The sequence below is a fragment of the Thermococcus gorgonarius genome, from assembly GCF_002214385.1.
GTDB lineage: Archaea > Methanobacteriota_B > Thermococci > Thermococcales > Thermococcaceae > Thermococcus > Thermococcus gorgonarius.
In genome coordinates, this window is record NZ_CP014855.1 from 600,773 (window position 1) to 624,669 (window position 23,897).

The 23,897-nt window shown below is 51.4% G+C and carries 29 protein-coding genes; 17 read left to right on the top strand and 12 right to left on the bottom strand.

Annotation, left to right across the window (positions count from 1 at the left end):
* Positions 1-47: 47 nt before the first annotated feature.
* Complete coding sequence (locus tag A3K92_RS03410) at positions 48-548, top strand: hypothetical protein (RefSeq protein WP_088884926.1); 501 nt, start codon at positions 48-50, stop codon at positions 546-548.
* Here the strand turns inward: A3K92_RS03410 and A3K92_RS03415 are convergent.
* Entirely contained in the window at positions 524-1,129 is a 606-nt protein-coding gene (locus tag A3K92_RS03415; protein WP_088884927.1) for an adenosylcobinamide amidohydrolase, read from the bottom strand. The two genes, A3K92_RS03410 and A3K92_RS03415, sit on opposite strands and share 25 nt — an antisense overlap.
* 544 nt (positions 1,130-1,673) lie before the next feature.
* On the opposite strand from A3K92_RS03415, the gene A3K92_RS03420 reads away from it, so the two are divergent.
* The 6 genes from A3K92_RS03420 (at position 1,674) to A3K92_RS03440 (ending at position 4,697) form a co-directional block, all read left to right on the top strand.
* Entirely contained in the window at positions 1,674-2,510 is an 837-nt protein-coding gene (locus A3K92_RS03420; RefSeq protein ID WP_088884928.1) for a DUF2202 domain-containing protein, read from the top strand.
* A gap of 65 nt (positions 2,511-2,575) precedes the next feature.
* Positions 2,576-2,749, top strand: coding sequence for a hypothetical protein (locus tag A3K92_RS09455; RefSeq protein WP_198361955.1), 174 nt, complete (start codon positions 2,576-2,578; stop codon positions 2,747-2,749).
* Positions 2,750-2,795: 46 nt separating this feature from the next.
* A complete protein-coding gene (locus A3K92_RS03425; protein WP_088884929.1) occupies positions 2,796-3,428 on the top strand; it encodes a DUF4405 domain-containing protein in 633 nt (210 codons plus the stop codon).
* Positions 3,425-4,114, top strand: a complete 690-nt coding sequence (locus A3K92_RS03430) for a DUF2202 domain-containing protein (protein WP_088884930.1) — start codon at positions 3,425-3,427, stop codon at positions 4,112-4,114. The genes A3K92_RS03425 and A3K92_RS03430 overlap by 4 nt, the downstream gene beginning before the upstream one ends.
* Positions 4,115-4,185: 71 nt before the next feature.
* On the top strand, positions 4,186-4,485 hold the full coding sequence (locus A3K92_RS03435) for an ArsR/SmtB family transcription factor (RefSeq protein WP_088884931.1): 300 nt from the start codon (positions 4,186-4,188) through the stop codon (positions 4,483-4,485).
* Positions 4,486-4,487: 2 nt separating this feature from the next.
* Positions 4,488-4,697: a hypothetical protein gene (locus A3K92_RS03440; protein WP_198361956.1), complete on the top strand. Its 210-nt coding sequence runs from the start codon at positions 4,488-4,490 to the stop codon at positions 4,695-4,697.
* A gap of 6 nt (positions 4,698-4,703) precedes the next feature.
* On the opposite strand, the gene A3K92_RS03445 is transcribed toward A3K92_RS03440, so the two are convergent.
* Complete coding sequence (locus A3K92_RS03445) at positions 4,704-5,309, bottom strand: MBL fold metallo-hydrolase (protein ID WP_088884932.1); 606 nt, start codon at positions 5,307-5,309, stop codon at positions 4,704-4,706.
* A gap of 94 nt (positions 5,310-5,403) precedes the next feature.
* On the opposite strand from A3K92_RS03445, the gene A3K92_RS03450 reads away from it, so the two are divergent.
* Positions 5,404-6,240 (top strand): aldo/keto reductase, encoded by an 837-nt coding sequence (locus A3K92_RS03450; protein WP_088884933.1) that lies wholly within the window; start codon positions 5,404-5,406, stop codon positions 6,238-6,240.
* Complete coding sequence (locus tag A3K92_RS03455) at positions 6,240-8,096, top strand: aldehyde ferredoxin oxidoreductase family protein (RefSeq protein WP_088884934.1); 1,857 nt, start codon at positions 6,240-6,242, stop codon at positions 8,094-8,096. Before A3K92_RS03450 ends, A3K92_RS03455 begins: the two co-directional genes overlap by 1 nt.
* A 421-nt stretch (positions 8,097-8,517) precedes the next feature.
* On the opposite strand, the gene A3K92_RS03460 is transcribed toward A3K92_RS03455, so the two are convergent.
* Both A3K92_RS03460 and A3K92_RS03465 read right to left on the bottom strand, forming a co-directional pair.
* Entirely contained in the window at positions 8,518-9,099 is a 582-nt protein-coding gene (locus A3K92_RS03460) for a potassium channel family protein (RefSeq protein ID WP_088884935.1), read from the bottom strand.
* Positions 9,092-9,697, bottom strand: coding sequence for a potassium channel family protein (locus tag A3K92_RS03465; protein WP_088884936.1), 606 nt, complete (start codon positions 9,695-9,697; stop codon positions 9,092-9,094). The genes A3K92_RS03460 and A3K92_RS03465 overlap by 8 nt, the downstream gene beginning before the upstream one ends.
* 114 nt (positions 9,698-9,811) lie before the next feature.
* Between A3K92_RS03465 and A3K92_RS03470 the strand changes: the two genes are divergently transcribed.
* From A3K92_RS03470 to A3K92_RS03485, 4 genes are all read left to right on the top strand, one after another.
* Entirely contained in the window at positions 9,812-11,005 is a 1,194-nt protein-coding gene (locus A3K92_RS03470) for a magnesium transporter (protein WP_088884937.1), read from the top strand.
* Positions 11,006-11,773, top strand: coding sequence for a sugar phosphate isomerase/epimerase family protein (locus A3K92_RS03475; RefSeq protein WP_088884938.1), 768 nt, complete (start codon positions 11,006-11,008; stop codon positions 11,771-11,773).
* Positions 11,774-11,876: 103 nt separating this feature from the next.
* Positions 11,877-13,301, top strand: coding sequence for an acetate--CoA ligase family protein (locus A3K92_RS03480; protein ID WP_088884939.1), 1,425 nt, complete (start codon positions 11,877-11,879; stop codon positions 13,299-13,301).
* Between the two features lie 3 nt (positions 13,302-13,304).
* Positions 13,305-14,030 carry an acetate--CoA ligase family protein gene (locus tag A3K92_RS03485; protein ID WP_088884940.1) on the top strand — a complete coding sequence of 242 codons (726 nt, stop codon included), beginning with the start codon at positions 13,305-13,307 and terminating at the stop codon, positions 14,028-14,030.
* Positions 14,031-14,098: 68 nt separating this feature from the next.
* Here A3K92_RS03485 and A3K92_RS03490 read toward each other — a convergent pair whose 3' ends face one another.
* Positions 14,099-14,269: a preprotein translocase subunit Sec61beta gene (locus tag A3K92_RS03490; protein ID WP_010478173.1), complete on the bottom strand. Its 171-nt coding sequence runs from the start codon at positions 14,267-14,269 to the stop codon at positions 14,099-14,101.
* Between the two features lie 116 nt (positions 14,270-14,385).
* On the opposite strand from A3K92_RS03490, the gene A3K92_RS03495 reads away from it, so the two are divergent.
* Positions 14,386-15,054, top strand: coding sequence for a TBP-interacting protein (locus A3K92_RS03495; RefSeq protein ID WP_088884941.1), 669 nt, complete (start codon positions 14,386-14,388; stop codon positions 15,052-15,054).
* Here the strand turns inward: A3K92_RS03495 and A3K92_RS03500 are convergent, their stop codons facing one another.
* The 3 genes from A3K92_RS03500 to A3K92_RS03510 are packed head-to-tail and all read right to left on the bottom strand — an operon-like array spanning position 15,055 to position 18,130.
* The gene (locus tag A3K92_RS03500; protein ID WP_088884942.1) at positions 15,055-16,152 is read right to left on the bottom strand and encodes a DUF835 domain-containing protein; all 1,098 of its coding nucleotides are present in this window, start codon (positions 16,150-16,152) and stop codon (positions 15,055-15,057) included.
* A complete protein-coding gene (glmU, locus tag A3K92_RS03505) occupies positions 16,153-17,415 on the bottom strand; it encodes a bifunctional sugar-1-phosphate nucleotidylyltransferase/acetyltransferase (RefSeq protein ID WP_088884943.1) in 1,263 nt (420 codons plus the stop codon). It lies immediately after the preceding gene.
* A gap of 4 nt (positions 17,416-17,419) precedes the next feature.
* Positions 17,420-18,130, bottom strand: coding sequence for an undecaprenyl-diphosphate phosphatase (locus A3K92_RS03510; protein ID WP_157722419.1), 711 nt, complete (start codon positions 18,128-18,130; stop codon positions 17,420-17,422).
* A 114-nt stretch (positions 18,131-18,244) separates the two neighbouring features.
* Between A3K92_RS03510 and A3K92_RS03515 the strand changes: the two genes are divergently transcribed.
* On the top strand, positions 18,245-18,466 hold the full coding sequence (locus A3K92_RS03515) for a hypothetical protein (RefSeq protein ID WP_394335180.1): 222 nt from the start codon (positions 18,245-18,247) through the stop codon (positions 18,464-18,466).
* A 77-nt stretch (positions 18,467-18,543) separates the two neighbouring features.
* The gene (locus tag A3K92_RS03520) at positions 18,544-19,626 is read left to right on the top strand and encodes an NOG1 family protein (RefSeq protein WP_088884946.1); all 1,083 of its coding nucleotides are present in this window, start codon (positions 18,544-18,546) and stop codon (positions 19,624-19,626) included.
* A 5-nt stretch (positions 19,627-19,631) separates the two neighbouring features.
* On the opposite strand, the gene snatA is transcribed toward A3K92_RS03520, so the two are convergent.
* The gene (gene snatA / locus A3K92_RS03525; protein ID WP_088884947.1) at positions 19,632-20,273 is read right to left on the bottom strand and encodes a neutral amino acid NAAT transporter SnatA; all 642 of its coding nucleotides are present in this window, start codon (positions 20,271-20,273) and stop codon (positions 19,632-19,634) included.
* 40 nt (positions 20,274-20,313) lie between these two features.
* Positions 20,314-20,724 carry an OsmC family protein gene (locus tag A3K92_RS03530; protein WP_088884948.1) on the bottom strand — a complete coding sequence of 137 codons (411 nt, stop codon included), beginning with the start codon at positions 20,722-20,724 and terminating at the stop codon, positions 20,314-20,316.
* A 59-nt stretch (positions 20,725-20,783) separates the two neighbouring features.
* Between A3K92_RS03530 and A3K92_RS03535 the strand changes: the two genes are divergently transcribed.
* A complete protein-coding gene (locus A3K92_RS03535) occupies positions 20,784-21,626 on the top strand; it encodes an SPL family radical SAM protein (RefSeq protein ID WP_088886028.1) in 843 nt (280 codons plus the stop codon).
* Here the strand turns inward: A3K92_RS03535 and A3K92_RS03540 are convergent.
* Positions 21,606-22,385, bottom strand: a complete 780-nt coding sequence (locus tag A3K92_RS03540) for a gamma-glutamyl-gamma-aminobutyrate hydrolase family protein (RefSeq protein ID WP_088884949.1) — start codon at positions 22,383-22,385, stop codon at positions 21,606-21,608. The two genes, A3K92_RS03535 and A3K92_RS03540, sit on opposite strands and share 21 nt — an antisense overlap.
* An 80-nt stretch (positions 22,386-22,465) precedes the next feature.
* Positions 22,466-23,725, bottom strand: coding sequence for an aminotransferase-like domain-containing protein (locus A3K92_RS03545; RefSeq protein WP_198361965.1), 1,260 nt, complete (start codon positions 23,723-23,725; stop codon positions 22,466-22,468).
* Between the last annotated feature and the right edge of the window lie 172 nt (positions 23,726-23,897).

A 23,897-nucleotide genomic window follows, 5' to 3' on the forward strand; every position in this document is an offset into this window, starting at 1 on the left:
AAAGTTTTTATAATTCCTTGCTGGTCTAATGTAAGAGGTGACGGTGCATGGATGAAAAGGGAAAAGCCCTCGTTGGGATTCTCCTCAGCCTGCTGTTGCTGGCGTCGATCATACTCCGAGATGCATGGATCCTCGGAGAATCCAGTGATGTGGTCTTTTTAACGTCGTTCTTCGTCTACGTTCTCCTGCTGCCCTGGGTGACCGGGGATCGGGAGGAGAAGACATTCATACTCTTAATCGGGGCGATGGTACTGATGGCACCGGCCATGGACACATTGTTCTCCCAGCCGGGGGCACCCGACAATTGGGAGTTCGGTTTCTCGGTTGTTGATTTTCTGCTCCTTTCCGGCTCCGGAATTCTCTACTACCATGCACTGCTGGGGATATCCCGTAAAACCAAGATTGAGGCGTTCCGGATCCAGGGGTTCCTCTATCTCATCGCAACGGTGGGCTCAGTGACCCTGCTCGGAATCCTTGGATGGGTGGGATGGGTCTTAGGTGTTCCTGTTTCGCATATCCTCCACTACCGCGCCGTTGGGGGAAAGTGAACCCCCTTTCCTTCCCACTTCTTCAGACTCTCTTCAAGCGCCTTTCTCACGGCCTTTCCGATGTTTATCCCGAGTTCAGTGGCAGTTCCCGCCCACTCCTTCTCTCCCTCGAAGGCAAAGACCCCAATGCCATCGCTCGTCGTCCCGGTGGCGTTGTAGCCGAGCCGCAAAAGGGTGTAAGTTTTGGCTTCGGTCGCCGTCATTATAGCGTTGGCCATCGCGCCGACCGTTAAGCCTTCTTCAATGACGAGGACGATGTTTATCGTCCCCGGCCTCCACGGCGGTGGGACTTCTCCTGCTATAGCAGGATTGGTTATTCCCGCTGTTACGTAGGCTGTAACGCTCCCGCTTTTGGCAGTAGAGAGAATCTTTCCTATGTCCGCGGCAGTCATGAAACCGACGAACTCCCTTAACCCGCGCTCCCGTTCGAAGGCCAGGCAGTCCGCCTTGTAGTCGCCGGAGTAGTTCTTCGGGACCATCATGAAGAAGAAGCCGTTCGCAGTGGTTAGGCCTCCCCTATGGGGCGCGTTGCTGAGAGCAATCCGTGGGGTAGAAAAATGAAGTATGAAGTGTTCCTCCATGTTCCTCATCTCCAGATTCACGAGCTTTAACTCAACGTTTCCTTTTGCTTTTTAATGCCTTTTGGAGTCCTTGTTCCCTCATCAATGCATCGAATTTGACTTCGATGATAACTTTGGATACGGTATTTATACCCCCTCGAACTTAAAACCTATTGGGGGTGTCAAATGGAGACCATACCAACGGGCATAGGGAGCTTGATAGGACTTTGAGTGGTGGTTTCAGCAGAGGTTCGACGGTTTTAATAGCCGGAAATCTAGGGACAGGTAGGACCCACCTTATGCGTCATGCCCTCCACAACAACATGAAGACCCAAAGAGCTTGTTGGAGAGGAGATAAAGGAGTTTGAGAGGGAGGAGATATTCGTCATCAGCAAGGTCTGGCCGACCTAATTTGGCTATACTAAGACTAAGAAGGCGGCGAGGACAATCGCGAAGAGTTGTAGCCTTCTATCCCTTCTGCCCCTTTTGAAAAGTGTTACCAAAAACTTTATAAACCCATCATGCATATGTAATGTTGAACTTACATATGAAGAGGTGAAGACACATGAGGAAAACGTTGGTTGGATTCGGACTGCTGGTGCTGGGCCTCTTTGGCCTGGTGCTCGGAGGGGCCGCGGCCTATATGGGCACCCCGGGGGCAAACCCTGAGGCACCCCGGCTATACCAGAGCAACTATACCACATACTACGCGCCGCTCAGTGAGGAGGAGGCCAGCGGGTTGCTCTACATGGTTGAGGAGGAGAAGCTCGCGAGGGACGTATATCTAACGCTCTACGAGCAGACGGGTCTCGAAGTCTTTGAGCGCATATCAAACAGCGAACAGGCCCACATGGACGCGGTTCTGTCTCTGATAGAGAAGTACAACCTGACGGCACCGGACACTCTAAGCGAGGTCGGCGTCTTCCAGAACGAGGAGCTTCAGGCCCTCTACGACCAGCTGGTCGAGCAGGGAAGCAAGAGCGTTGAGGATGCTCTCAAGGTCGGAGCACTCATAGAGGAGACCGACATAAAGGACCTTGAGGACTGGATTGCCAGGACCGACAATGAGGACATAAAGACCGTTTACAGCAACCTCATGGCGGGCAGTGAGAACCACCTCAGGGCTTTCGTGAGGAACCTTGAGGCGCAGGGAGTGAGCTACACCGCCCAGGTGCTCCCGGGGGAGCAGGTTGACGAGATACTCAGCGGAGAGACCGGCCACAACGGACATGGGAAGATGATGGCCGGAGAGAAGCACGGCCACGGGAAAGGCACTGGGCACATGGGGGGCATGAACGGCAAGAACGGAGGTCAGAAAGCTCAGAAAGGAGTGCGGATGGGCCCCGCTGACGGTAGCGGGCCCCTTCGCGATGGGAGCTGCGGAATGAACATCGGGGGCTGATGCCTCCATTCTCTTTCCATCAATGGAGACCGATGTTAAGGATGGGTATATCTGGAGGGATGAAAATGCCGAGAGGGTTCGGAGGACCCGTTATGAGAGGTTCATTCCTAAGGAGAAGAGGCTTTGGCTGGTGGTGGCTCGGTCCCTTTGCGTTCATCCTCATATTCGCGAGGATTGCCCTGCTGGCACTGCCGCTGATCGTGCTGGCACTCATGCTCTACGCCTTAGTTAGGGGGTGAAAAAGATGACACTCTGCGTTGGAAAGTGTCCACCGGAGGTGATTCCATGAAGGCCTCCGCACTGCTGAGGGGAATAATTGACTTCCTGCTCCTGATAACCTTTGTGGTGATTGGAGTCACGGGGATCGGGCTTTACCTTGCCCCAAGCGGAAGAATAGCTGAGTCTATAGGATGGACTTTCCTTGGACTCGACAAAGAGACACTAACCGCGATCCACACATACTTCGGCTTCGTCATGATTGGTCTGGTAGCGCTGCACCTCATAATAGGCTTCAAGAGCATGGTCACAATGCTGCGCATAGGTTTCAAAAGGTCAAAGATTAAGGGAATAGCTGTGCTCCTGATTCCTCTCCTGCTGATTGGAGCAGGGTACCAGGTCTTTGCTTACTACACAGGTGAGGGTAACTCTGAAGTCGGTACCAGTGACAACTACCACACCGTGGAGAACAGCACGGTCTACATAACGGGCACGATGATGAAGTACTACACTGTACAGGAGCTGGCTGACAACTACGGTGTTCCCGTCGATGCCCTGATTGAAGAGCTCTCCAAGAGAGGAATCGACGTTTCTCCCGACGAGAAGCTCGCCGAGATAGAATACGAGTACGGCCTTGACAGGGAGGAGTTCAAGGCCATGCTGGAGGAGATTATAGTCTCTATAAGGGGTGATGGAGGATGAAAAGGCTAAGCGCCTTGATTGTTGTGGCCCTCGTTCTGGGGGCGGTTATTGTGGGAGGTTGTATAACCGGTACGGAGACAGGAACAGCGACACCATCTGGAGGGCCGCCAGAGGACAGGGGATATGGTCAAAAGACGGCCTCATCAACGGGCACTGTTGACGTCTCCACCCTACCCGCAGAAAACCTGAGCCCAGACGAGGTAGAGGGCATACTCTACATGCGCGAGGAGGAAAAGCTCGCTAGGGACGTATATCTAACACTCTACAACGCCACGGGACTGAAGATATTCGAAAACATAGCGAGGAGCGAGCAGACTCACATGGACATGGTGCTCCAACTCATCGAGAAGTACAACCTTACCGACCCGGCAGAGGGCAAGGCCGTCGGAGAGTTCACGAATCCAGAACTTCAGGCCCTCTACGACCAGCTCGTTTCCAGGGGCGAGACGAGTGATGTTGAAGCCCTGAAGGTCGGCGCCCTGATCGAGGAGGTTGACATAAAAGACCTCGAGGAGTGGCTCTCAAGGACAGACAACGAGGATATACGGCTCGTGTTCAAGAACCTGATGGCCGGTAGCGAGAACCATTTAAGGGCATTCACCAGGACGCTGGCCAACAGTTACGGTGTTGAGTACTCTCCTCAGGTACTGAGTGTGGAGCGGTACCGCTCCATAATAGAGAGCTGACGGAAAGCTTTTATTCCCATTACCTTTCTTATCCCTAGAGTTTCGCTTACACGTGCATCAGTGTGATGGCAATGATCCAGAGCGTCGATGAGCTTGTGGCAATCGGGGAGGCCCTCTCGAACCCGATAAGGGTCAAGGTACTTAGGATGCTCTGCGAAAAGGAGTGGTACGTCTATGAGCTGGCAAAGGAGCTCGGCATATCGAGGCAGCTCCTCTACCTCCACCTGAAGAAGCTCGAGAAGGCCGGCCTCATCGAGAGTGAGCTTCGCCTTGAGCCCGGCGACCCGAGGGCCAAGAAGTACTACAGGGCGAGGCAGTTCAACATCCTCATCAACAACGACGTGATAAAAAACCTGAAGGAGGAGGTTTGAAGATGCCGTGGGGAGGTGAGCACATGCAGACCCCAAGCGGGTGGATAAGCATAATCCTCGGTCTGATAATCCTCGTGGTGCTTATCTTCGCGTTCTACCAGGTGAACAAGGCCTTAAACGACTTCAAAGTCGAGGTTGAGAGGCTCAAGAACGCCCTCGAGGAGACGCGGAAGAACACCGAGGAAATCAGAAAGAAGCTCGAAGAGGTCTGAATTCGCTCAAAGGCCAAGCCGCTCCACGAGCTCCCTAAGCTTTTCTTTCCCGTTTCCCAGCAGAGGCTCTCCGTGCGCCGGTAAGAGGTTCTCGAAGTCAACCTCAAGGAGCTCCCTTATTCTTCTCCTGTTCATCTCCGGGTCGAGGGAGTACTGGTGCGGCACCTCCTCAAGCTTTCCCCCGCGCTCGATGACGAGGTCGCCGACGAAGAGGCTTTTGCTCTTCTCATCGAGGAGGCAGATGCTCCCCCGCGTGTGGCCCGGTTTGTGGAGAACCCTAAAGCCCTCGAAGACATCCCCATCCTTGAGCTTCACATCGGGCTCAAGTCCCGTCTTCTCCTTTATGAGTTCCACCTCGTCCACGTGGGCGGCCACAACGGCGTTTGTCCTCTCCTTCAGGCACTTCAGCGAGCCGGTGTGGTCGAGGTGGCCGTGGGTGAGGACTATCGCCGTCAGGGGCTTTCCAATTTCTTCAACGGCATCGAGTATCTTCCCGCAGGTGGTGTCCATGCCTGTATCCACCGCCACGAGGTGATCTCCCCTGTCAACGAGGTAAACGCTAACGAACGTATCAAATATCCGGTGAATTCCGGGAAGGACTTCCTCATGCATGAAACCCACCTCATTCAGGTTTTCATCTTAACCCTAAAATCCTTTTCGGATAAACTTATTAAGCCAGACTTCGAAGTGGTTTATAGGTGATGGCATGAAGAGTGTTCCTATTTTTGACGACCTGAAGAGAATAGGCGATGACAAGGTTACCGCCATAGGCATGGGCACGTGGGGCATCGGTGGCTACGAGAGTCCCGACTACTCGAGGGATAGGGAGAGTATTGAAGTCCTCAGGTACGGCCTTGAGCTCGGAATAAATCTCATCGATACCGCTGAGTTCTACGCTGCCGGCCACAGCGAAGAGCTCGTCGGAGAGGCCATAAAGGACTTTGAACGCGAGGAGATATTCATCATAAGCAAGGTCTGGCCGACTCACTTCGGCTACAGCGAGGCCAAGAAAGCCGCAAGGGCGAGCGCGAAGAGGCTTGGAACCTACATAGACCTCTACCTCCTCCACTGGCCCGTTGACGACTTTGGAAAGATAGAGGAGACCCTTCACGCGCTGGAGGAACTCGTTGACGAGGGGCTCATACGCTACATAGGCGTGAGCAACTTCGATCTAGAACTGCTCAAGCGCTCCCAGGAGGCGATGAGGAAGTACGAGGTCGTTGCCAACGAGGTCAAGTACTCCCTCAAAGACCGCTGGCCCGAGACAAGTGGCCTTCTCGACTACATGAAGAAGGAGAAGATGGCGTTGATAGCATACACACCGCTGGAGAAGGGAACTTTGGCTAAAAACGAGTGCCTCGCCGAGATTGGGAAAGCCTACGGAAAAACGGCCGCCCAAGTAGCTTTGAACTACCTGATATGGGAGGAGAACGTCGTGGCGATACCAAAGGCCGGAAGCAAGGCCCACCTTGAGGAGAACTTCGGTGCCATGGGATGGCGCCTCTCGAAGGAGGATAGGGAGAAGGCAAGGAGGTGTGTTTGATGTACGGTTACCACAACAGGATTGCACGTGTCAACCTGACTGAGGGGAAGGTAACCTATGAAGAACTGCCGGACGAGGTCATAAGGAAGTTCATAGGTGGAAAGGGTCTCGGCTACTACCTGATTTACCGCGAGGTTCCGCCGGGGACAGACCCCCTCAGCCCGGCCAACAAGTTCGTCTTCGCACCGGGTGGCATGACCGGTCTCGTCCCGGGTTCAAGCAAGGTAATAGCGGTGAGCAAGAGCCCGGAGACGAGGCTCATCAGCGACTCCAGCGGAGGAGACGCCTTCGGTCCAAAGCTGAAGGGACACTTTGACGCGCTAATAATTGAGGGAAAGAGCGAAGAGCCGGTCTATCTGTACGTCCACGACGGAAAGGTTGAGATTCTCTCCGCGGAGCACCTCTGGGGGAAGGGCAACTACGAGGTCGCCAAGGAAATCTGGAAGGAACATCCGACTGCGAGCATGGCGATGATAGGGCCGGCCGGCGAAAAAATGAGCAGGATAGCCAACGTTGTTTACGACACGGAGAGGGCAAGCGGTAGAGGTGGACTTGGAGCGGTGCTTGGGAGCAAGAAGGTTAAAGCCGTCGTCGTTGAACCGGGAGAGAAGCCGAAGGTGGCCAACCCGGAGGAGTTCCAGAGACTGTGGCAGGAGTACTACAACGAGTTCGCGACGAATCCAAAGTACGAACACACGAGGAACTACGGAACCACTGACGGCATGAGGGGTTCCGCCTCCGTTGGAATGAGTCCAGCCTACAACTTCTCAAGGCCCTACATTCCCGACGAACTAGCATCAAAGCTCGCCGGCGACGAGGTCAAGAAGTATGAGGTTGAGCCAGAATGGTTCGTCCATGGCAAGAGCTGCCCCATAAAGTGCGCCCGCTACGTTGAGGTAGAATACAAGGGCAGGAAAATCCGCGTAAAGCCCGAATACGAGAGCATAGCGATGCTCGGCGCCGCTACAGGTGTCTTCAACTTTCCAGCGGTGGCATACTTCAACTGGCTCGTCAACAACCTCGGCCTGGACAGCATAGCGACTGGAAACACGATAGCCTGGCTCTTTGAGATGGTTGAGAAGGGCCTTATAGGCGAAGACGAGATAGGCTTTCCGGTCAAAGGCTTTGGCGACGAAGAGGCGGAGGAGAAGCTTATCAAGCTAATGGCAGAGAGGAAGGGCATCGGCGCAATCCTTGCCGATGGTGTGAAGAGGGCCTGTGAGAGGCTTGGCAGGGGGTGTGAGTTCGCCGTCCACGTCAAGGGAATGGAGGCACCGGCATGGGACCCGCGCGGTAGGAGAACATACGCGTTGAGCTACGCGACAGCCGACGTTGGAGCGAGCCACCTCCGCGGCTGGCCGAGGCCGCACCAGTTGCCAAACCAGGGGCCAGCTAAAGAGCTCGTGCCTTCCCTCATTGAGAGCAGGGACGAGAGCTACATCACCGACATGCTCGGAACCTGCAAGTTCGTGCCCTACAAGCTCGAAGACCTCGCGAGGCTCTACTCCATCGTGACGGGTGAAGAGTGGACGGTTGAAGAACTTCGCAGAAGGGCATGGGGCGTTGAGAGCATCGCCAGAATTCACGATGCACTCGACTGGGTTACGCCTCCGCTCGACGATACCATTCCGCCGCGCTGGTGGGAGCCTGAACCGGATGGGCCTGCAAAGGGCAACGCGGCCTTCATAGACTACAACGACTTCCTTGAGGCGAGAAGGGAGTTCTACAGGCTGAGGGGCTGGCACGAAGAGCTCGGCGTCCCACTGCCGGAGACAATGGAAGAGCTTGGCCTTCCTGAGTTTAAGGAAGACGCTGAGAGGGCTTTGGAAGTTGTAAAGAAGAGGATGGGGCTTTGAAGTTCTATTCTCTTTCCATTTTCCGGATTCTGCACTCTTTCCCCCGTACTCCAGCGTTTTAGCAACTGTTTCGCGATTGGGAATAACCCTGCCACCATATGTCTAGAACCCGTATGTTCAGCCGAAGCGTGATTCTGTCCCCTAATTCTGGGGGTATCTTTATGATGGCATCCTCTCTCACGCTTTCAACCTCGATTGGTCCCTTAGAGTCCACAAAGAACCTGATCATTAGCCCTCTACTGAATAAGGATTTTCTGGACGTTTTCATTCGGCAGATGAGGTAACGGTAGCCCTTGGCTTCCCTTTTTGAATTCCAGCAGGAGAGGTTGGCACAGTAGAGGGCGCTTCCGTTTTGAGACCACAATACCACCATAGGCTTAGGGTCAGACTTTCTTATACAAACAAGGGAAACTAAACAGGATCAGTCCTCTTCTTCCTCAACATCTTCTCCCGCGAGTTTCCTGAGCTTGTCGAGGTCAGAGCTGACGGCTATTAGAGTATCACCCTCAAGGATCACGTCATCCTTGCCCGGGTTGTATATGTACCTTGTTCCACGCTTTATGGCCAGTATTCTCGTTCCAATCTTGCTCGGAAGTTTGAGCTGTTTCAGGTTCTTTCCTATGAGTACTGAGCCCGGCCTGACGGTTACCCTTCCGAGCTCTTCCTCGGTATCTTCCATTATCTTTCTGATAATTGGGTGCGGCTCTATGTCCCTGAGGATTATATCGGCTATTCCATAGGCGGCATCGCTGATGCGCTCGTTTATATCGGCCAAGTCGATTATACTCAAGAGGCTCTCTGGGTCTTCTTCGTGCTTGGCCGCCCTAAGGGCGAGCTTTTTGACCTTCAATGTGAGGTCGTCCATCTTTTCCTCGAGCAGGTAAACCTCTTCGGCTATCTCCTCACTGTTGTACATGACTGATGAAAAGGCCAGGTCTATCATCAGGGCCGAGAGGTCCTTCATCTCAACCAGGCAGTTCCTTATCTCATCGAATTCACTCATTGGACATCACCTTGATAACTCCCCGGGCTATCTCCTTGAGGTAGTCCAGAGCCGTTCTCGTTCCCCTTCCGATGATTATGTCCCCGGGCATTATCTTCGTGTCCTCGTCGGGGTCGAATATCCACCTCTTCCCCCTTCTTATGGCAATAACCCAGACGCCGGTATTTGTGGAGAGATCGAGCTCATCAAGGCTTTTTCCAACGAGAATCGAATTCGAGGAAACAACTATTCTTCCGATAGTTTCCTCACTTTCAAGGATGACCTCCGTTATTAGGGGGTGAATCTTCTCTTCCAGAACCATTTTTGCCAGATCGGCGGCGGCGTTTGATATATCGTCTATTGAGCGGGCCATCTGGAGAATAGAGGTTATCTGTTCGGCTTCCTTCATGTTTCTAGCCGCCAGAACGGCCCTTACCATCAGGTGGTAGTTTAAGATGTCCAGGTACTCCTCAAGCTCGAGTACTTCCTCGGCTATTTCCTTCTCTTTGAAGAGTGCAGCCGAATATGCGAGATCAACCATCAGCTCGGCGGTATTCTTCATCTCAACGAATATATCCTTGACGTTCTTTGGAACCTCGACTTCGTCCCACTCTTCCACTCCCTGCTCACCACATGGGGAAAAGCGACAAATTTTATTTAATTTTCGCCCTCGAAAAGCTTAATACCCCTAAACGATATGATTCTTGGGTGGAGGGAATGGATATGGGGAGTGATGGCAGTGATCGGCGAGGAAATCAGGGAGGAGCTGAGAGAGAAGGTCAAGGAAGCCTACAGGGTTACGCTACCGTCCCTGTTCACGTCTCAGGTATTCGGCCTCTTCGGCGGCACGTTTCTGGGCAAGTACTTTGAGGTAATAAGGAAGCAGTTCCCAGGTTTACTCGTCGTTCTCCCGGGCATAATGGGCCTCCGCGGGAACGTTTTTGGTTCTATGGCCTCGCGCTTCTCCACGATGCTCTACCTCGGTGAGCTTGAGCCGTCCATCCGTAACAAGAAGATCCTCAAGGAGATAGTTCTAAGGATGCTCATCTCCCTCATTCCGATTTTCCTCCTCTGGGCCATCGGAGTTGCAACTGGAATAAAGAAGAACGCCCTCGATGTCTTATTCATAGTCATCACATCGACGATACTGGTCTCATTCATACTGGGCTACTTCACTTCCTTCGTGACGATATTTGCCTTCAGAAGGGGCACCGACCCGGACAGCGTTGCGGCACCGCTCGTCGCTTCAATGGGCGACTTCCTCACCGTTCCTTCGCTCGTCCTCTTCATCCTCCTAATAGGCAGGTCTCCAGAGACTTTCAGGCTCTTCAACTACGCCATGATAATCCTCTTTCTGGCGGTGGCTGCGATAAGCAGGATCAGAAAGGCGGAGTTCCTTGAACTTAGGCAGGTCTTCATAACGATAACCGGCCTCGCGCTCCTCTCCACAATATCGGGTTCGCTCCTTGCCAAGTTCAGCAACGTTATTCAGGCGTCGGTGATACTGAGCTTTATCTATCCGGCACTCTTAAGCTCTTTCGGCAATTACGGCTCGATTATAGCGGCTAAGACTTCCACCAAGCTCCACCTTGGTGAGATAGAGAGCTTCCTCTGCCCGAAGGCCTTTACCGACGTTTTAGCGCTCTTCACAACTGCCCCTGTTATAGGGCTGACCAAGATACTCATCGGCGGCGCTCTAATGACCCTCATCACTGGAACCCCCATTCCGCGCTCCGCTTATCTGGTGGTCCTGACCTATCCCTTTATGGCGCTCTTCATAATGTTCTATGCTTACACCCTCTCCTACGTTATGTTCAGATACAACATCGACCCTGACCACGTCGCTATTCCGCTCATCTCGAACAACAGCGATATCTTTGGAACGCTTTACGTTGTCCTGATGGCCAAGCTGATGGTGGGTGGTTGAATGATAGGCCTGTCGATGACGGCTTACAACGAAAAAACCCTCAAAAGCTTTGAGGAATGGGTTAAAGCCGCCAGGGAACTCGGCTTCGACTTCATCGAACTCGTGAGCGAGTGGCCACACTACTTAACCCGTGACAATATCTCTTTCTTCCGGGAAGTCCTCGGCTCGTACGGGATGAAGGCCACTGTGCATGCCCCCTTCAGCGACCTCAACATAGCTTCTTTCAACGAGCGCATAAGAAAAGCTTCGCTGGAGATAATCCGCGATACTATAGAGCTCTCAGCGGAGCTTGGGGCACTGGCCGTGACCATCCATCCCGGCCACTGCTCGCCGGTGAGCGTGAAGAACAGGGGAGAATACCTCCAAATCCACAGAGAATCCCTCCGGAGGATAGCCCGCTGGAGTGAGGAGTACGGCGTGAAGGTCGGCGTCGAGAACATGCCTCGCTTTCCCATCCTCGACGCCCAGAACTGCGACAGGCTGGCCGAGATAATCGAGGGCATCGAGATTCGAGTTACCTTCGACGTTGGACATCTCAACACGACGACGAGAAACTTCGACCGCTTTTTGGGGCTTTTCGGAAGGAGAATAGTCCACGTCCACCTCCACGACAACTCTGGAAACAAGGACGAACACCTCCCGGTCGGAGACGGGATCGTCCCCTGGAAAGAGGTTCTCCCAAAGCTGCCTCCTGTGACGAGGGCCCTTGAAGTGAACGACCTTGAATCTGCCCGGAGAAGCCTCGAATTTCTGAAAAGCCTGCATTGATGGACGTTTCAGTTCATTGGGGTGCAGTTTTTACAAAACGCAACTCTTTTATACATCCGGAATGAATTTTCCCCGAAAAGCAGTTTCTGGCGGAGGGATACCAATGGCGGAAAGGATAGTGGAAGAAATGAGGCCCTTCTTCGACCCGAAGGCGGTCGCTATCATCGGTGCAACCAACAAGAAGGGAAAGGTTGGAAACGTCATTTTTGAGAACTTCAGGATGAACAAGGAGCGCGGAATCTTCAAGGGCAACATCTACCCCGTGAACCCCAAGCTCGACGAGATTGAGGGCTATAAGGTTTATCACAGCGTTAAAGAGCTTCCGGATGACACCGATCTGGCAGTTATCTCGATACCTGCCCCGTTCGTGCCCCAGACCATGAGGGACATCGCGGAGAAGGGCATCAAGGCCGTTATCATCATCACTGGAGGTTTTGGCGAGCTCGGCGAGGAAGGAAAGAAGCTTGAACGTGAAATCTATGAGATAGCGAAGGCCAACGGAATACGAGTTATAGGCCCCAACTGCGTTGGCGTTTACGTCCCAGATACGGGCGTTGACACCGTCTTCCTGCCCGAGGAGAAGATGGACAGGCCAAAGAGCGGGCCGATAGCCTTCGTCAGTCAGAGTGGTGCCTTCGCCGCTGCCATGCTCGACTGGGCCGCGATGGCCGGAATAGGAATAGGCAAGATGGTTAGCTACGGCAACAAGCTCGACGTTGACGACGCTGACCTGATGGACTACTTCCTCCACGACGACGAGATAAACGTCGTCACCTTCTATATCGAGGGCGTTAAGGACGGAAGGAAGTTCATGGAGGCCGCCAAGAGGATAACCAAGGTCAAGCCCGTCATCGCTTTGAAGAGCGGAAGGACCGAGTACGGTGCTAAAGCCGCATCAAGCCACACCGGTTCGCTCGCTGGAGCAGATGCGATTTACGATGCAGTCTTCAAGCAGACGGGCATAATCAGGGCAGAAGACTTCGAGCACATGTTTGACCTGGCGAAGGCCTTTGCGGCACTCAAGCACAAGCTCCCGAAGGGAGATAGGATAGGCATCATCACCGACGGCGGTGGAGCTGGAGTTATGGCCAGCGATGCAGTCGCTAAATTCGGCCTCAAAATGGCAGAACTTAGCGAAGAAACCAAGAAGTTCCTGAAAGAGAGGTTCCCACCGCACGCGGTCGTTGGAAACCCGACGGACGTTGTTGGAGACACCGACGCCGAGAGGTACAGGCTTGCCATCGAGGCCTTTACAAAGGACCCGAACGTCGACGCGATACTCGTTATAGTCCTCTTCCAGGTGCCGCTCTTGGAGGAGGATAAGATAATTGACATTCTCGCCGAATACCAGAAGAAGAGCGACAAGCCGATAGTAGCGGTAGCGATGGGTGGAAGGAAGACCGACCGCTACGCGAGAATGCTTGAGGAGAGGGGAGTTCCGGTCTATCCGACCCCTGAAAGGGGAGTTAGGGCCCTGGCCGGTCTCGTGAGGTATGCTGAATACCTCCGCAAGGTTGAGGGGGAATGATGTATGAGCAGGGAGGAGGCACTCAAAGTTATTGAGTCCGTCCTGTCCCAGGACAGGACGGCCATGGTCGAGTACGAGGCCAAGCAGGTTTTGAAGGCCTACGGCCTGCCCGTCCCGAACGAGAAGCTTGCCAAGACCCTCGACGAAGCTTTGAAGTACGCCGAGGAGATCGGCTATCCGGTTGCCCTCAAACTCATGTCCCCGCAGATTCTCCACAAGAGCGATGCAAAGGTCGTTATGCTCAACATAAAAACGCCTGAGGAGCTCAAGCAGAAGTGGGAGGAGATACACGAGAACGCGCGCAAGTATAGACCAGATGCGGAAATCCTCGGCGTCCTCATAGCCCCAATGCTCAGGCCCGGCAGGGAGGTAATCATAGGCGTCACCGAAGACCCGCAGTTCGGCCACGCGATAATGTTCGGTCTCGGTGGCATTTTCGTCGAGGTTCTGAAGGACGTGACCTTCCGCATAATTCCGATAACCGAGCGCGACGCGAAGAAGATGATAACGGAGATAAAGGGCTACCCGATTTTAGCGGGAGCGCGCGGTGAGGAGCCGGCCGACATAGAGGCAATAGTCAACCTCCTGCTTAAGGTTAGCGAGCTGGTCAATGACCTCAGTGACTACATAAAGGAGATGGACCTCAACCCGGTCTTCGTCTACGAGAAGGGCAAGGGTGCGGTAGTTGTTGACGCGAGGATCATCCTTAAGGTTCCCGAGAAGAAATAGCAGAAATGAGCGCGGAATACAGGGAGAGGTGCGCTTAATCCTTCTTCTTTTTTGAAATTAAAAAGAACTCAACCAAAAATGCTCGAACCGAAGAGGTGCAGGAAAATCTCAAACGCAACCAGTATCAACGTGAGCGCAATAACCCCCTTTGGGCTGACCTTAATGGCCCTCGTGTCCTCATCAAAGAACCTCATTAAGCCCGCTCCGGTTGGTGGGAGAGTCGTTTTATCCTTTGCCATACCTATCCCCTCGTCCTTTGTACTGATGTCTCGATAAGCGTTGTTCCCACGGACGTTTTTAAGCTTTTCCGGGAAGGTTTATTAACGTTCCTCCTTTATAGCCACTGGTGGGAAGCATGGACTACGGGAGCCTCAGCCCAAGGACAAAAAGGGTTTACGCTCAGGTTAGATACCTGGATGACTACCACTGGAACATAGAGGGAGAAACCATACACGGCACCCACAAAAAGAGCGGTATCAAGGTCACGGTTATGACCGCAGACAACAAGGAGCAGGCCATAAAAATCGCCGAGGAACTGGAGCCCGAGGGGATTGTGATAATAGCGGTCCCCGAGAAGGGCGTCTTCTCAGTTCACAATGGAGTGTTCATAATGACATATAAGTATGCCAGGGCAACCCTGAGCGACATAAACGACCACATAGTGTGGAAGGGTTTCAAAGTTGAAGAGGACAACGGAAGACTCACTCAGAGGGATTTTTATGAGTACCTGGGTGGCAGGTTAATAGATCACATCAAACAGAACGCAGTAATTGGCCAGGACTACGTCTTCTGGCAGTTCTACAAGTGCGAAGAATGCGGCAAATATGTTGACATAGACAACCTGGAGTTCCATCTTAAGGGACACGGTATTAAACTTCACGAGAAGAACGAGGAGGTCTACGAGATCCTCGAGCTGAACTTTGGGGACGGCAAAGTCTACGATAAGTTCGGAAAGGAGGTTCCCATTTCAGCTTTCAGCGAAGAAACCCGGGAATTCCTTGAAGAAACACTGAAAAAGGAGTGATCAGAGGGAAAACTCCCTTTCCAGTATTCTTCTTTCCCTTTCGTCGAAGACGTTTTTGTTTACAACCACCGCTAAAACACTTTCTTTTGTTGTTACTGTATCCTTAACAGCAAAGAGGAATTTCATCGTCGGTTCGAAGCCAACCTCTGACTTCAGGTACTCGAGGGCGTCTATATAGACTATCCTGTAGCCGTTTTCCAGTTCTCTGGTTATCAAATCCTGGAGTATCCCAAGCTTTGACGGACTTATGGCTATTACACGGGGTTTCTCCAGAATGAGGCCTTCTTTTGTCCTTGTAAGCCAGAACACCAGGGAACCCTCAGAGAACTTTTCAGCGGCTCTTTCGGGGTCGGTCCTTGTTACCACTATCATATCGTTCCTGAAGAAGTGTGGGTATTTTGACAAAAGCTCCTCCTCGCTGGAAAACAGATAGGCTCCAAGCGGCGGCACGTTCGATACCGACGTTTTCTTCGGCTTTACCACAGGATAGAATACAAAGGCGAACGCTCCAACAGCGGCCACTATTCTGCCCAGGGCTGCCGCGGAGAAAGCAAAGGTTGAATACCAGTCCACCTGCCTTCCAAAGGGGTAGGTAAGGTTGAGAAGACCGACTATCGAGAGACCTATGGGAAACAGTCTGTCCCAAAACCTCTCCCCTATTATGCGCTTCCAGAGGATATAGGACAGAAGGAGCAAACTTCCACCAAGGACAAAAGATGGAAAACTGTTTTCGAGTACGAAGTTGTTCCCGAGTATATTTGCCGCCACTGCAAACAGCCATAGATACGAGGCCACAAGAAGTATCGATACAATAAGGGCATGTTTAAACTTGATCTTTCCATTCTTAAGGCAGAGGGAGCCCCAAACAACTGAGACACCTATCAAAAAACTCGGTACTAGCGACGCAACATCGTAGACCTCGTCCGGTATCTTGATTCCGAGGGGGTTCAGTATGTAGGCCTCAATGTCAAGGGCGCCAATTAAAAAAGCTGCCGAGAGTAATACCCATCCCTGGTTCTTTGTTTGGTAGGCCTTGTAGGCCACGGCCCCAAAAAGAACCCACCTTGAAAGAAAGTTGATGAGTGCAATCCATTCCATCTAAACCACCTTCCTTAATACCTTCTCTTGTCTCAGCAACACTAAAGTTTCTGGTGGGACGTTCTTGTCCACAACAACGCCGGGCCCTATCAGGGAGTTGCTCCCAATCTTCCTGCCAGGATAGATGCTGACGTTAATCCCGGTTTTGACGTTGTGGCCGATTATAGCGCCGAGTTTATGCCGCCCGCTGTCTTCGAGCTTTCCTTTGATCTCTACCTTGATGTTGCCCCTGTCGTGTCTGAGGTTGGCTGTTATAGTTCCCGCGCCAAGGTTTACGTTCTCACCTATTATGGAATCGCCGACATAGTTGAGATGTGGTGCATTGGAGTTGTCCATTATTATGGAGTTTTTGACCTCAACTGCGTTTCCGATATGGCAGTTGTCGCCTATGCTCGTGTGGGGCCTTATAAAGCAGTTCGGACCTATCCTTGAGTTTCTCCCTATTTTCACCGGCCCAATTATGTACGAGCCGCTCCTTACCACGGTTCCTTCCCCTATCTCAACGGGGGGTATTATTACGGCGCCTTCCTCCACCTCTCCCTTTATTTCATGCCCCAGCTTCGTCTTGAGCAGGTATTCGTTGAGCTCGAGGAGGTTCCACGGCCTGCCGATGTCGTTCCAGTAACCCTCGTAAACTGCGTAGACAACGTTCTTTCCGGCTTTTATCATGCGGTTAATGGTGTCCGTTATCTCGTACTCTCCCCTCTCGCTCAGCGGTGTGGATTTGATGAATCTAAAGACTTCAGGGGTGAATACGTAGAGGCCGAGGTTCGCATAACCTGGAATTTTCCCCGGTTTTTCGGTTATCCTTTCGACTTTGGCTCCATTAACTTCAACTTTCCCGAAGTGACTCAGGTCATCGAAATTCTTTACCAGAATGGCCGCATCGGCATTGTGCTTTCTGAAAGTGGATACGAGTTCCTTGACTCCCTCTTTTTCGAGGTATATGTCCCCGTTCGCCACTATGAACTCTTCGTCCATAACGTATTTCTCGGCGCTTTCTATAGCTTTCGCAGTTCCATCCCCCGGAAGCTGTTCGACGTAAGTCACTGGTTTCCCGTGAAACTCATCACCGAGGACTTCAATCAGCTTCTCCTTTTTGTACCTTACAATGATCACGAATTCATCAACGAAGGGGTCGAGATTCTCCATTATGTACTCTATTATGGGCCTGTTGGCTACCTTAAGAGTCACCTTGGGCCTGTCGTCGGTTAGGGGCTTGAGCCTCTCTCCTTTTCCTGCCGCCAGGACAACGCCTTTCATAAGCTCACCTCCAGAGTATTGAGATTAGTGATATTAAAGCGTAACCCCCGAGGAATTTTTTTCCGTATGCTGCGAGCTTTAGGAGGGAGTGTATAATTATCAAAGAGAGAAAGAACGATACCGAGGACACGATTATTCCCTCGATCCCCACAAGACCTGACTCTTTGAGTAGTACAGCCCTAAGGGCAAAGTACGCGGGAGAGGCTAAGAGACTGGCCCTAACGGCATCTCTTGCATCACTTTCTATTATTGAAGCCGTTATTAAAGAAGTCAGGCCTCTTGAAAAACCGGGCGATGAAAGACCCTGGGCGGTTCCTACCAGAAAGGACAGAGAAAAGTCCTTGATGTCATCCGGTAAATTAAGGAGGGCCCCTTTAAGAGTGCCCAGAATCAACAGTACGACACCCGATGCAACATCCGCGATAATGAGTGTTTGGACGTCGAGAGTTCCTAGAGTTTCCCCGAGGGGGTAGCCTATTACAAGCGTGAAAAGTGATGAGTACAGAAAGATTTTTGACCAGCTTCTCTCATTTCGGGTTATTAAATCCCTCGGAAGCAGGCCTATTTCCCTCTGGAAGTAAAAGATACCCGCAAAGGTCACCCCAACATAGATGGGGAAGAGGTAGGCCTCCTCAAGAGCAATCTCGGGACTAGTTGGGAGCCACGCCAGAACCGTTCCAAGTACTGCTTTGAAGACCAGCTGTAGGTAGCTCAATCTTATACCACCTTTAAACTATCTCCACATAGAAAAAAAATAAAGTTTTCGAAGTGCTTCCGAGAGTTTTTTATATTTTCATACCAAATAGGTTTGGAAAGCAATCTTAATTGTGTGAAATTCATGGGACTTGGTACGATAGTTGAAAGCCTCAACAAGTACGGGGTCTTCCCGGCAAACTTGGACTTTCTGATCGTTGTGGTATTCCTGCTGTTAGTGATAGCGGGGATCACCAGTCAGCTGAGCGTTGGCAAGATAATGACCCTGATACTGCTGTTTTTTGCCCTTCTGGCGATGTGGTTTGGCTACGAGATCGCTAAGGATTTGGGTAAGTGATTTTCCTTTTCCTTCAGGCATATTTTTAAAGTCGCGGGTACACTCTTCTCGTGCGAGAGAAATGAGGGGTGAGTTGTATGAGGAATCCTTTTGAGAAAATGCCAACGGTGCTTACCGCTGATGAGCTCATAGACAAAGCCTTCAGGCGGGCTGAGAAAGCTGCTTCCGCCTTTACACCTCAGGGCGGAAAAGTAACAAAGGCGAGACAGAGGGAGGAACTGAGGATAAGGACTGTTTCCAACGTTGTGAGGGACAACCTAAAGAAAATACTCGACAGAACACCAGGGGTTTCTACCCTGCCGAAGTTTTATCAGGAGCTCGTGGATACATTGGTTGACAGGGATCAGTTCCACCGTTCGCTAGCAAGGGTTAACTGGGCGATAAAGACCATCCGAAACCTTGAACAGAGGTACGTGGAAAAGATTCGCTTTGAGAGGGATTCCCTGGGGATAGCAAAGTTGAGGAGGCAGTTTTACGGCAGGGTGGCAGATATACTGAAGAGCATCAACGACGATCTTGAATACCTGAACAAGGCCAGAAACGTGCTAAAGGAACTCCCGGTAGTGGATCTTGAGCTGCCGACCGTGGTGATAGCGGGTCATCCCAACGTTGGGAAGAGCACTCTTTTGCGGGCCCTAACCAATGCAAAACCTGAAGTGGCCAGCTACCCCTTTACCACTAAAGGCATCAACGTTGGCCAGTTTGAGGAGCACTATCTCAGATACCAGGTGATAGACACCCCGGGTCTCCTTGACAGGCCGCTCAGTGAGAGAAACGAAGTGGAGAAGCAGGCTATATTGGCTCTGAAACACCTTGGGGATGTTATAATCTACATCTTTGATCCAAGTGAGTACTGTGGCTTCCCGATAGAAGAGCAGATGCACCTGTTTGAGGAGATTCATTCAGAGTTTGGCGAGTTTCCCTTTGTGGTGGTTCTCAACAAGACGGACATAGCGGAGGAAGAAAAAATTCAGAGGGTAGAAGAGTTCATCAGGAAGAAGGGCCTCAGGCCCATCAGGATATCGGCTTTAACTGGATCTGGTCTGGATGAGCTAAAGAAAACAGTAGTCGAACTGGTCAGGCCAAAGGCTGAAGAGCTCGCCAGGAAGATAATGGAAAAGGAACTGGAAAAATTCCGGGATGGGAGCAATTTTGTCTGAGTTCCTCAGAGGCCAAAGGCTCCTTTGACTCCGTTTATTATCATCTGGACGGCCATCGAGGTCAGTATCAGACCCATCATCCTGGTCATCACCTTGATGCCGACCCTTCCAAGCCTCTTTTGTATCCTGTTCGAGGAGCAGAGGATCAGCCAGACGGTTAGCCCTATCGCCACGATGCTCGCCAGCACCGTGAGCTTCTTGGGAATCTGGCCGCTCTTGGCCATGTAGAGCATCACCGTTGTTATCGCGCCGGGGCCGGAGATGAGCGGTATCGCCAGCGGTATTATAGCGACCTCCTCCAGCGTGACCACTTCCTCACTGAACTCCTCAGTTTCCTCCGTACTTATCTTGACCGTCGAGAGCTTTCCGGAGAGCATCTCCATGGCCATCTTGAAGAGCAGTATGCCGCCGGCTATGGCGAAAGCGTCAGTGCTTGAGCCGAAGAACTTGAATATCCACTCACCGATGAGAGCGAAGACGACGAGCGTTATCACTACGGCTATAGAGGTCTTCGTCGCTATCTCGCGCCTTTCACGCCAGCTGAGGTCGTGGGTGACGCTCAGGAAAACAGGCACGGCTCCAACCGGGTTCGTTATCGCGAACAGGCCGCCGTAAAGGATAATGAAATACTTCAGGTACTCAATCACGAGGCCCACCATACCGGCCGGATAACAAAGAGTTAAAAAGCTAATCCTCTCTCACTATCTCAAAGGAATAGGCCAGCTTTGCCCCACTGAGCTTTATGTGGGCGCTTGCGGAGCAGTACTTGTCCTGGCTCAGCTCTATGGCCCTTTTGGCCTTTTCCTCACTTACATTGCCGTGGATCTTGTAGTGCAGGTGAACCTTGCTGTAAATCCTCGGGTACTCCTCGCGCCTCTCACCGCTTATCTCGACCTCAAGGCCTTCTATAGGTTCGCGCATTTTTTTGAGTATCATTACCACATCGTAGGCTGTACAGCCGGCAACGCTCAGAAGCAGGAGCTTCATCGGACTTATGCCACCCTCTCCAAGTATTACGGAGCACTTGTCACCCTCGATGTGTCCTATGAACTGATAATCCTTAAACCATTCTACTTTTCCCTTAACTGGCTCTGACATTTTTGTCACCATCACCAGTTCAAAAAGGGATTTAAATGGATTTTCCCAAACTACACTCGATGTACATAAGACCGTTTGACCCCTGGAAGTCGAAGCTCTGCACATGTCCATTCAAATACACACTAAACGTCTACACAGGCTGCGACCACGCCTGCGTTTACTGTTATATAACCAGTTACATACCCAATGCATTTCGCGTGAGGATTAAGGAAGGACTTCTTCAGAAGCTTGAGAGAGAACTGCGGAACTTCGATAGAAGGTTTATAATAGCCCTCTCGTATTCTTCCGATCCGTATCCAACCATCGAGCGTGAGCTGGGAATAACTAGAAAGGTCCTGGATCTGTTCAGGCGTTATGGTGTGCGCTGTCTTCTTCTCACAAAGTCGAACATCTTCGAGCGCGATATCGATATACTGAGCGAGCTGAAGTGCGCAGTGGGGATAACGGTAACTACCATCGACGAAAAGAAGGCAAAACTTCTTGAGCTCAATGCACCTTCCCCGAAAGACAGGATTAAGGCTCTAAAAAAGGCAGAGAAAGCTGGGATTCCAGTCTACGCTCGCATTGACCCAATAATACCTTTTTACACGTGGGAGGACTTTGATAAAACGCTTGAGGCCCTTTCCTTTGTGCGTCACATAACCGTCTCTACACTGAAGCTCCGTCCCGATTCAAAGAAGAGGATGTTCGCCAAGTTTCCCGAGTTGATGGAAAAGCTGTGGCCCCTTTACGAGGAGGGGGAGCGGGTAGGTGGTTACTACTATCTTCCGCAAAGGATAAGGTTTGAGATCCTGCAAAAAGCGGAAAAGGAAATTCTGAAGAGAGGCATCACCTTTGGATCGTGCAGGGAAGGATACCGCTCTTACCCGACGTGCGACGGCTCACATCTCGTTCCCGGATAAGAGCTCTTCCTGCATTTCTGTGTTTTCTCTCTCAATCCTGCGGTACTGGCTTTCTCTGGCGGCGTTAATTAGAGCTTTGTAGAGCCCGATCATCTCTGGAAGATACTCGGGCCTCCACTGAACGCCAACGTAAAATCCCTCTTCCCTTTCAATGGCCTCTGTTATACCGTCTATCGAAAACGCTATGGGCTTGAACCCTTCCCCGACCTTCTTAACTGCCTGGTGATGGAAACTGTTGACATGGATAAAGGTCTCGTTAGTGCTTGAGACCTCCAGGTAATCCTTTATTGCTTCATAAACCTTTGAGGCGGTTTTAAGCCTGATTCCGTGAAGGCGCTGGTGTGGATTGGTCTGCCTTATGTCCCAATCGTGTTTTATCGCTTTCGGGATCTCTGAAGCTATATCCTGATAGAGGGTCCCGTCCATGGCCACGTTCATTATGTGCATTCCTCTACTTATACCAAGAACGGGGACGTCCCGCTTAAGGGCCAGCTTGAACAGTTCTATCTCAAATTTGTCCCTGTCGTAATCAACGCTCCTGATGTAAGGTGATGGGTCAGCTCCGTAGAAGTAGGGATGAACATCGGGTCCATCGGTCAGCACTATAGCATCGGCGATGTCCACTATGTCCTCTGGATCACCGTCGGGCAGAAAAACTCCAGGTATTCCTCCGGCATTCTTTATAACATTGAACTGCTGTTTGATGGAAATCCAGCTCGACTCTTCAGTTCCCACAATTATAGCTATGAATGGCTTCATAGGCACCCCTGATAAACTGAGGCAACCTCTATAAAAACATGTTGATTAAGAGAATAGAAAGAAAAATATTTGAGGCTTTCTCAAAGTTTTTTGAGTTCCTCCTCAACGGTCTCCGCCAGCCTCTTAACTCCTTCTCTAATCTTATCCTCGGGAACGTATGTGAAATTAAGCCTCATGGTATTCTTGACGTCACGGTGGACGAAGAAAGCTTCACCAGGGACGTAAGCGACTCCCTTTGAAACTGCTTTTTCCAGCATGAGCTTCGTGTCAATACCCTCTGGAAGGGTTACCCAGACGAACATTCCTCCCTCGGGCTTTGTCCACCTAATGCCATCTGGCATGTACTCCTCCAGTGCCTCAAGCATGGCGTCTCTGCGCGGTTTGTAGAACTCTATGATCTTTGGAATATGTTCATCTAAGTGACCCTCTTCCACATACTTCCAGGCTATTGTCTGGCCAAATGTGTTTGTACAGAGGTCGATGCTCTGCTTGGCTATCTCCATCTTCCTTATGAGATGTGGGTGAGCGGCCACCCATCCAACCCTGAATCCCGGGGCAAGAATTTTGGAGAACGTTCCGAGGTAGATAACCCTGCCCTCGTGATCGAAGTGTTTGATCGGCGGAACTGGTTTACCGGAATAGCGTAACTCGCTGTACGGGCCATCCTCAACGATCAGGAAGTCGTATTCACTAGCCAGTTCGATGAGCCTCTTTCTTCTCTCGACGCTCATGGTCACGCCCATAGGATTCTGGAAAGTTGAAACCGTGTAGACTATTTTCACTCTCTTTCCTTGCCTTCTGAGCTCCTCAAGCTTTTCTTCAAGGATGTCAACGCGCATTCCGTCGTCGTCCATTGGAATCGAAATGAACTGGGGATCATAGTACTTGAATGCCTGTATCGCGGCTAGATAAGTTGGGGCCTCCACCACTATAATGTCCCCTGGATCTATGAAGACCCTGCCTATGAGATCGAGGGCCTGCTGTGAACCGGCGACGGTCATGATCTCAACTTTGCTTATAGGTATTCCGTAGCGCTTTTCCATCCACCTTGCCAACGCAAGCCTGAGAGGTGTGAAGCCCTTGGTGGTTCCGTACTGAAGTGCTTTGTCAGCATGTTTTTCAAGAATTTCGACTGCTATCTTTTTTATAGTCTCAACAGGAAACGTCTCCGGTGCGGGCAATCCTCCGGCCAAACTTATAACGTCGCTCGTCTCAACGAGTTTTAAGAGTTCTCTAACCTCGGAAGCTTTTATTTCCATGGCTTTCTTCGAGAAAAATGACTCAAAGTTAATGGGCTGAGCGCTAAGTTTTTTCTCAAGTTTTTGGAGTTTTTCTTTCATTTCCATCACCTGATGATCTTCTATGTCCATCCGTACTAATCTGTACAGGAGGATTTGGATGGTATAGGTTATAAAGTTTTCCTTAAAACCGCGCCCGAACTTTTCTATTTGTAAAGAAAAAGTTCGTAAAATCTCTATGTCTCTTAATGAGCTTTTTGGTGTTTTAGTGAAC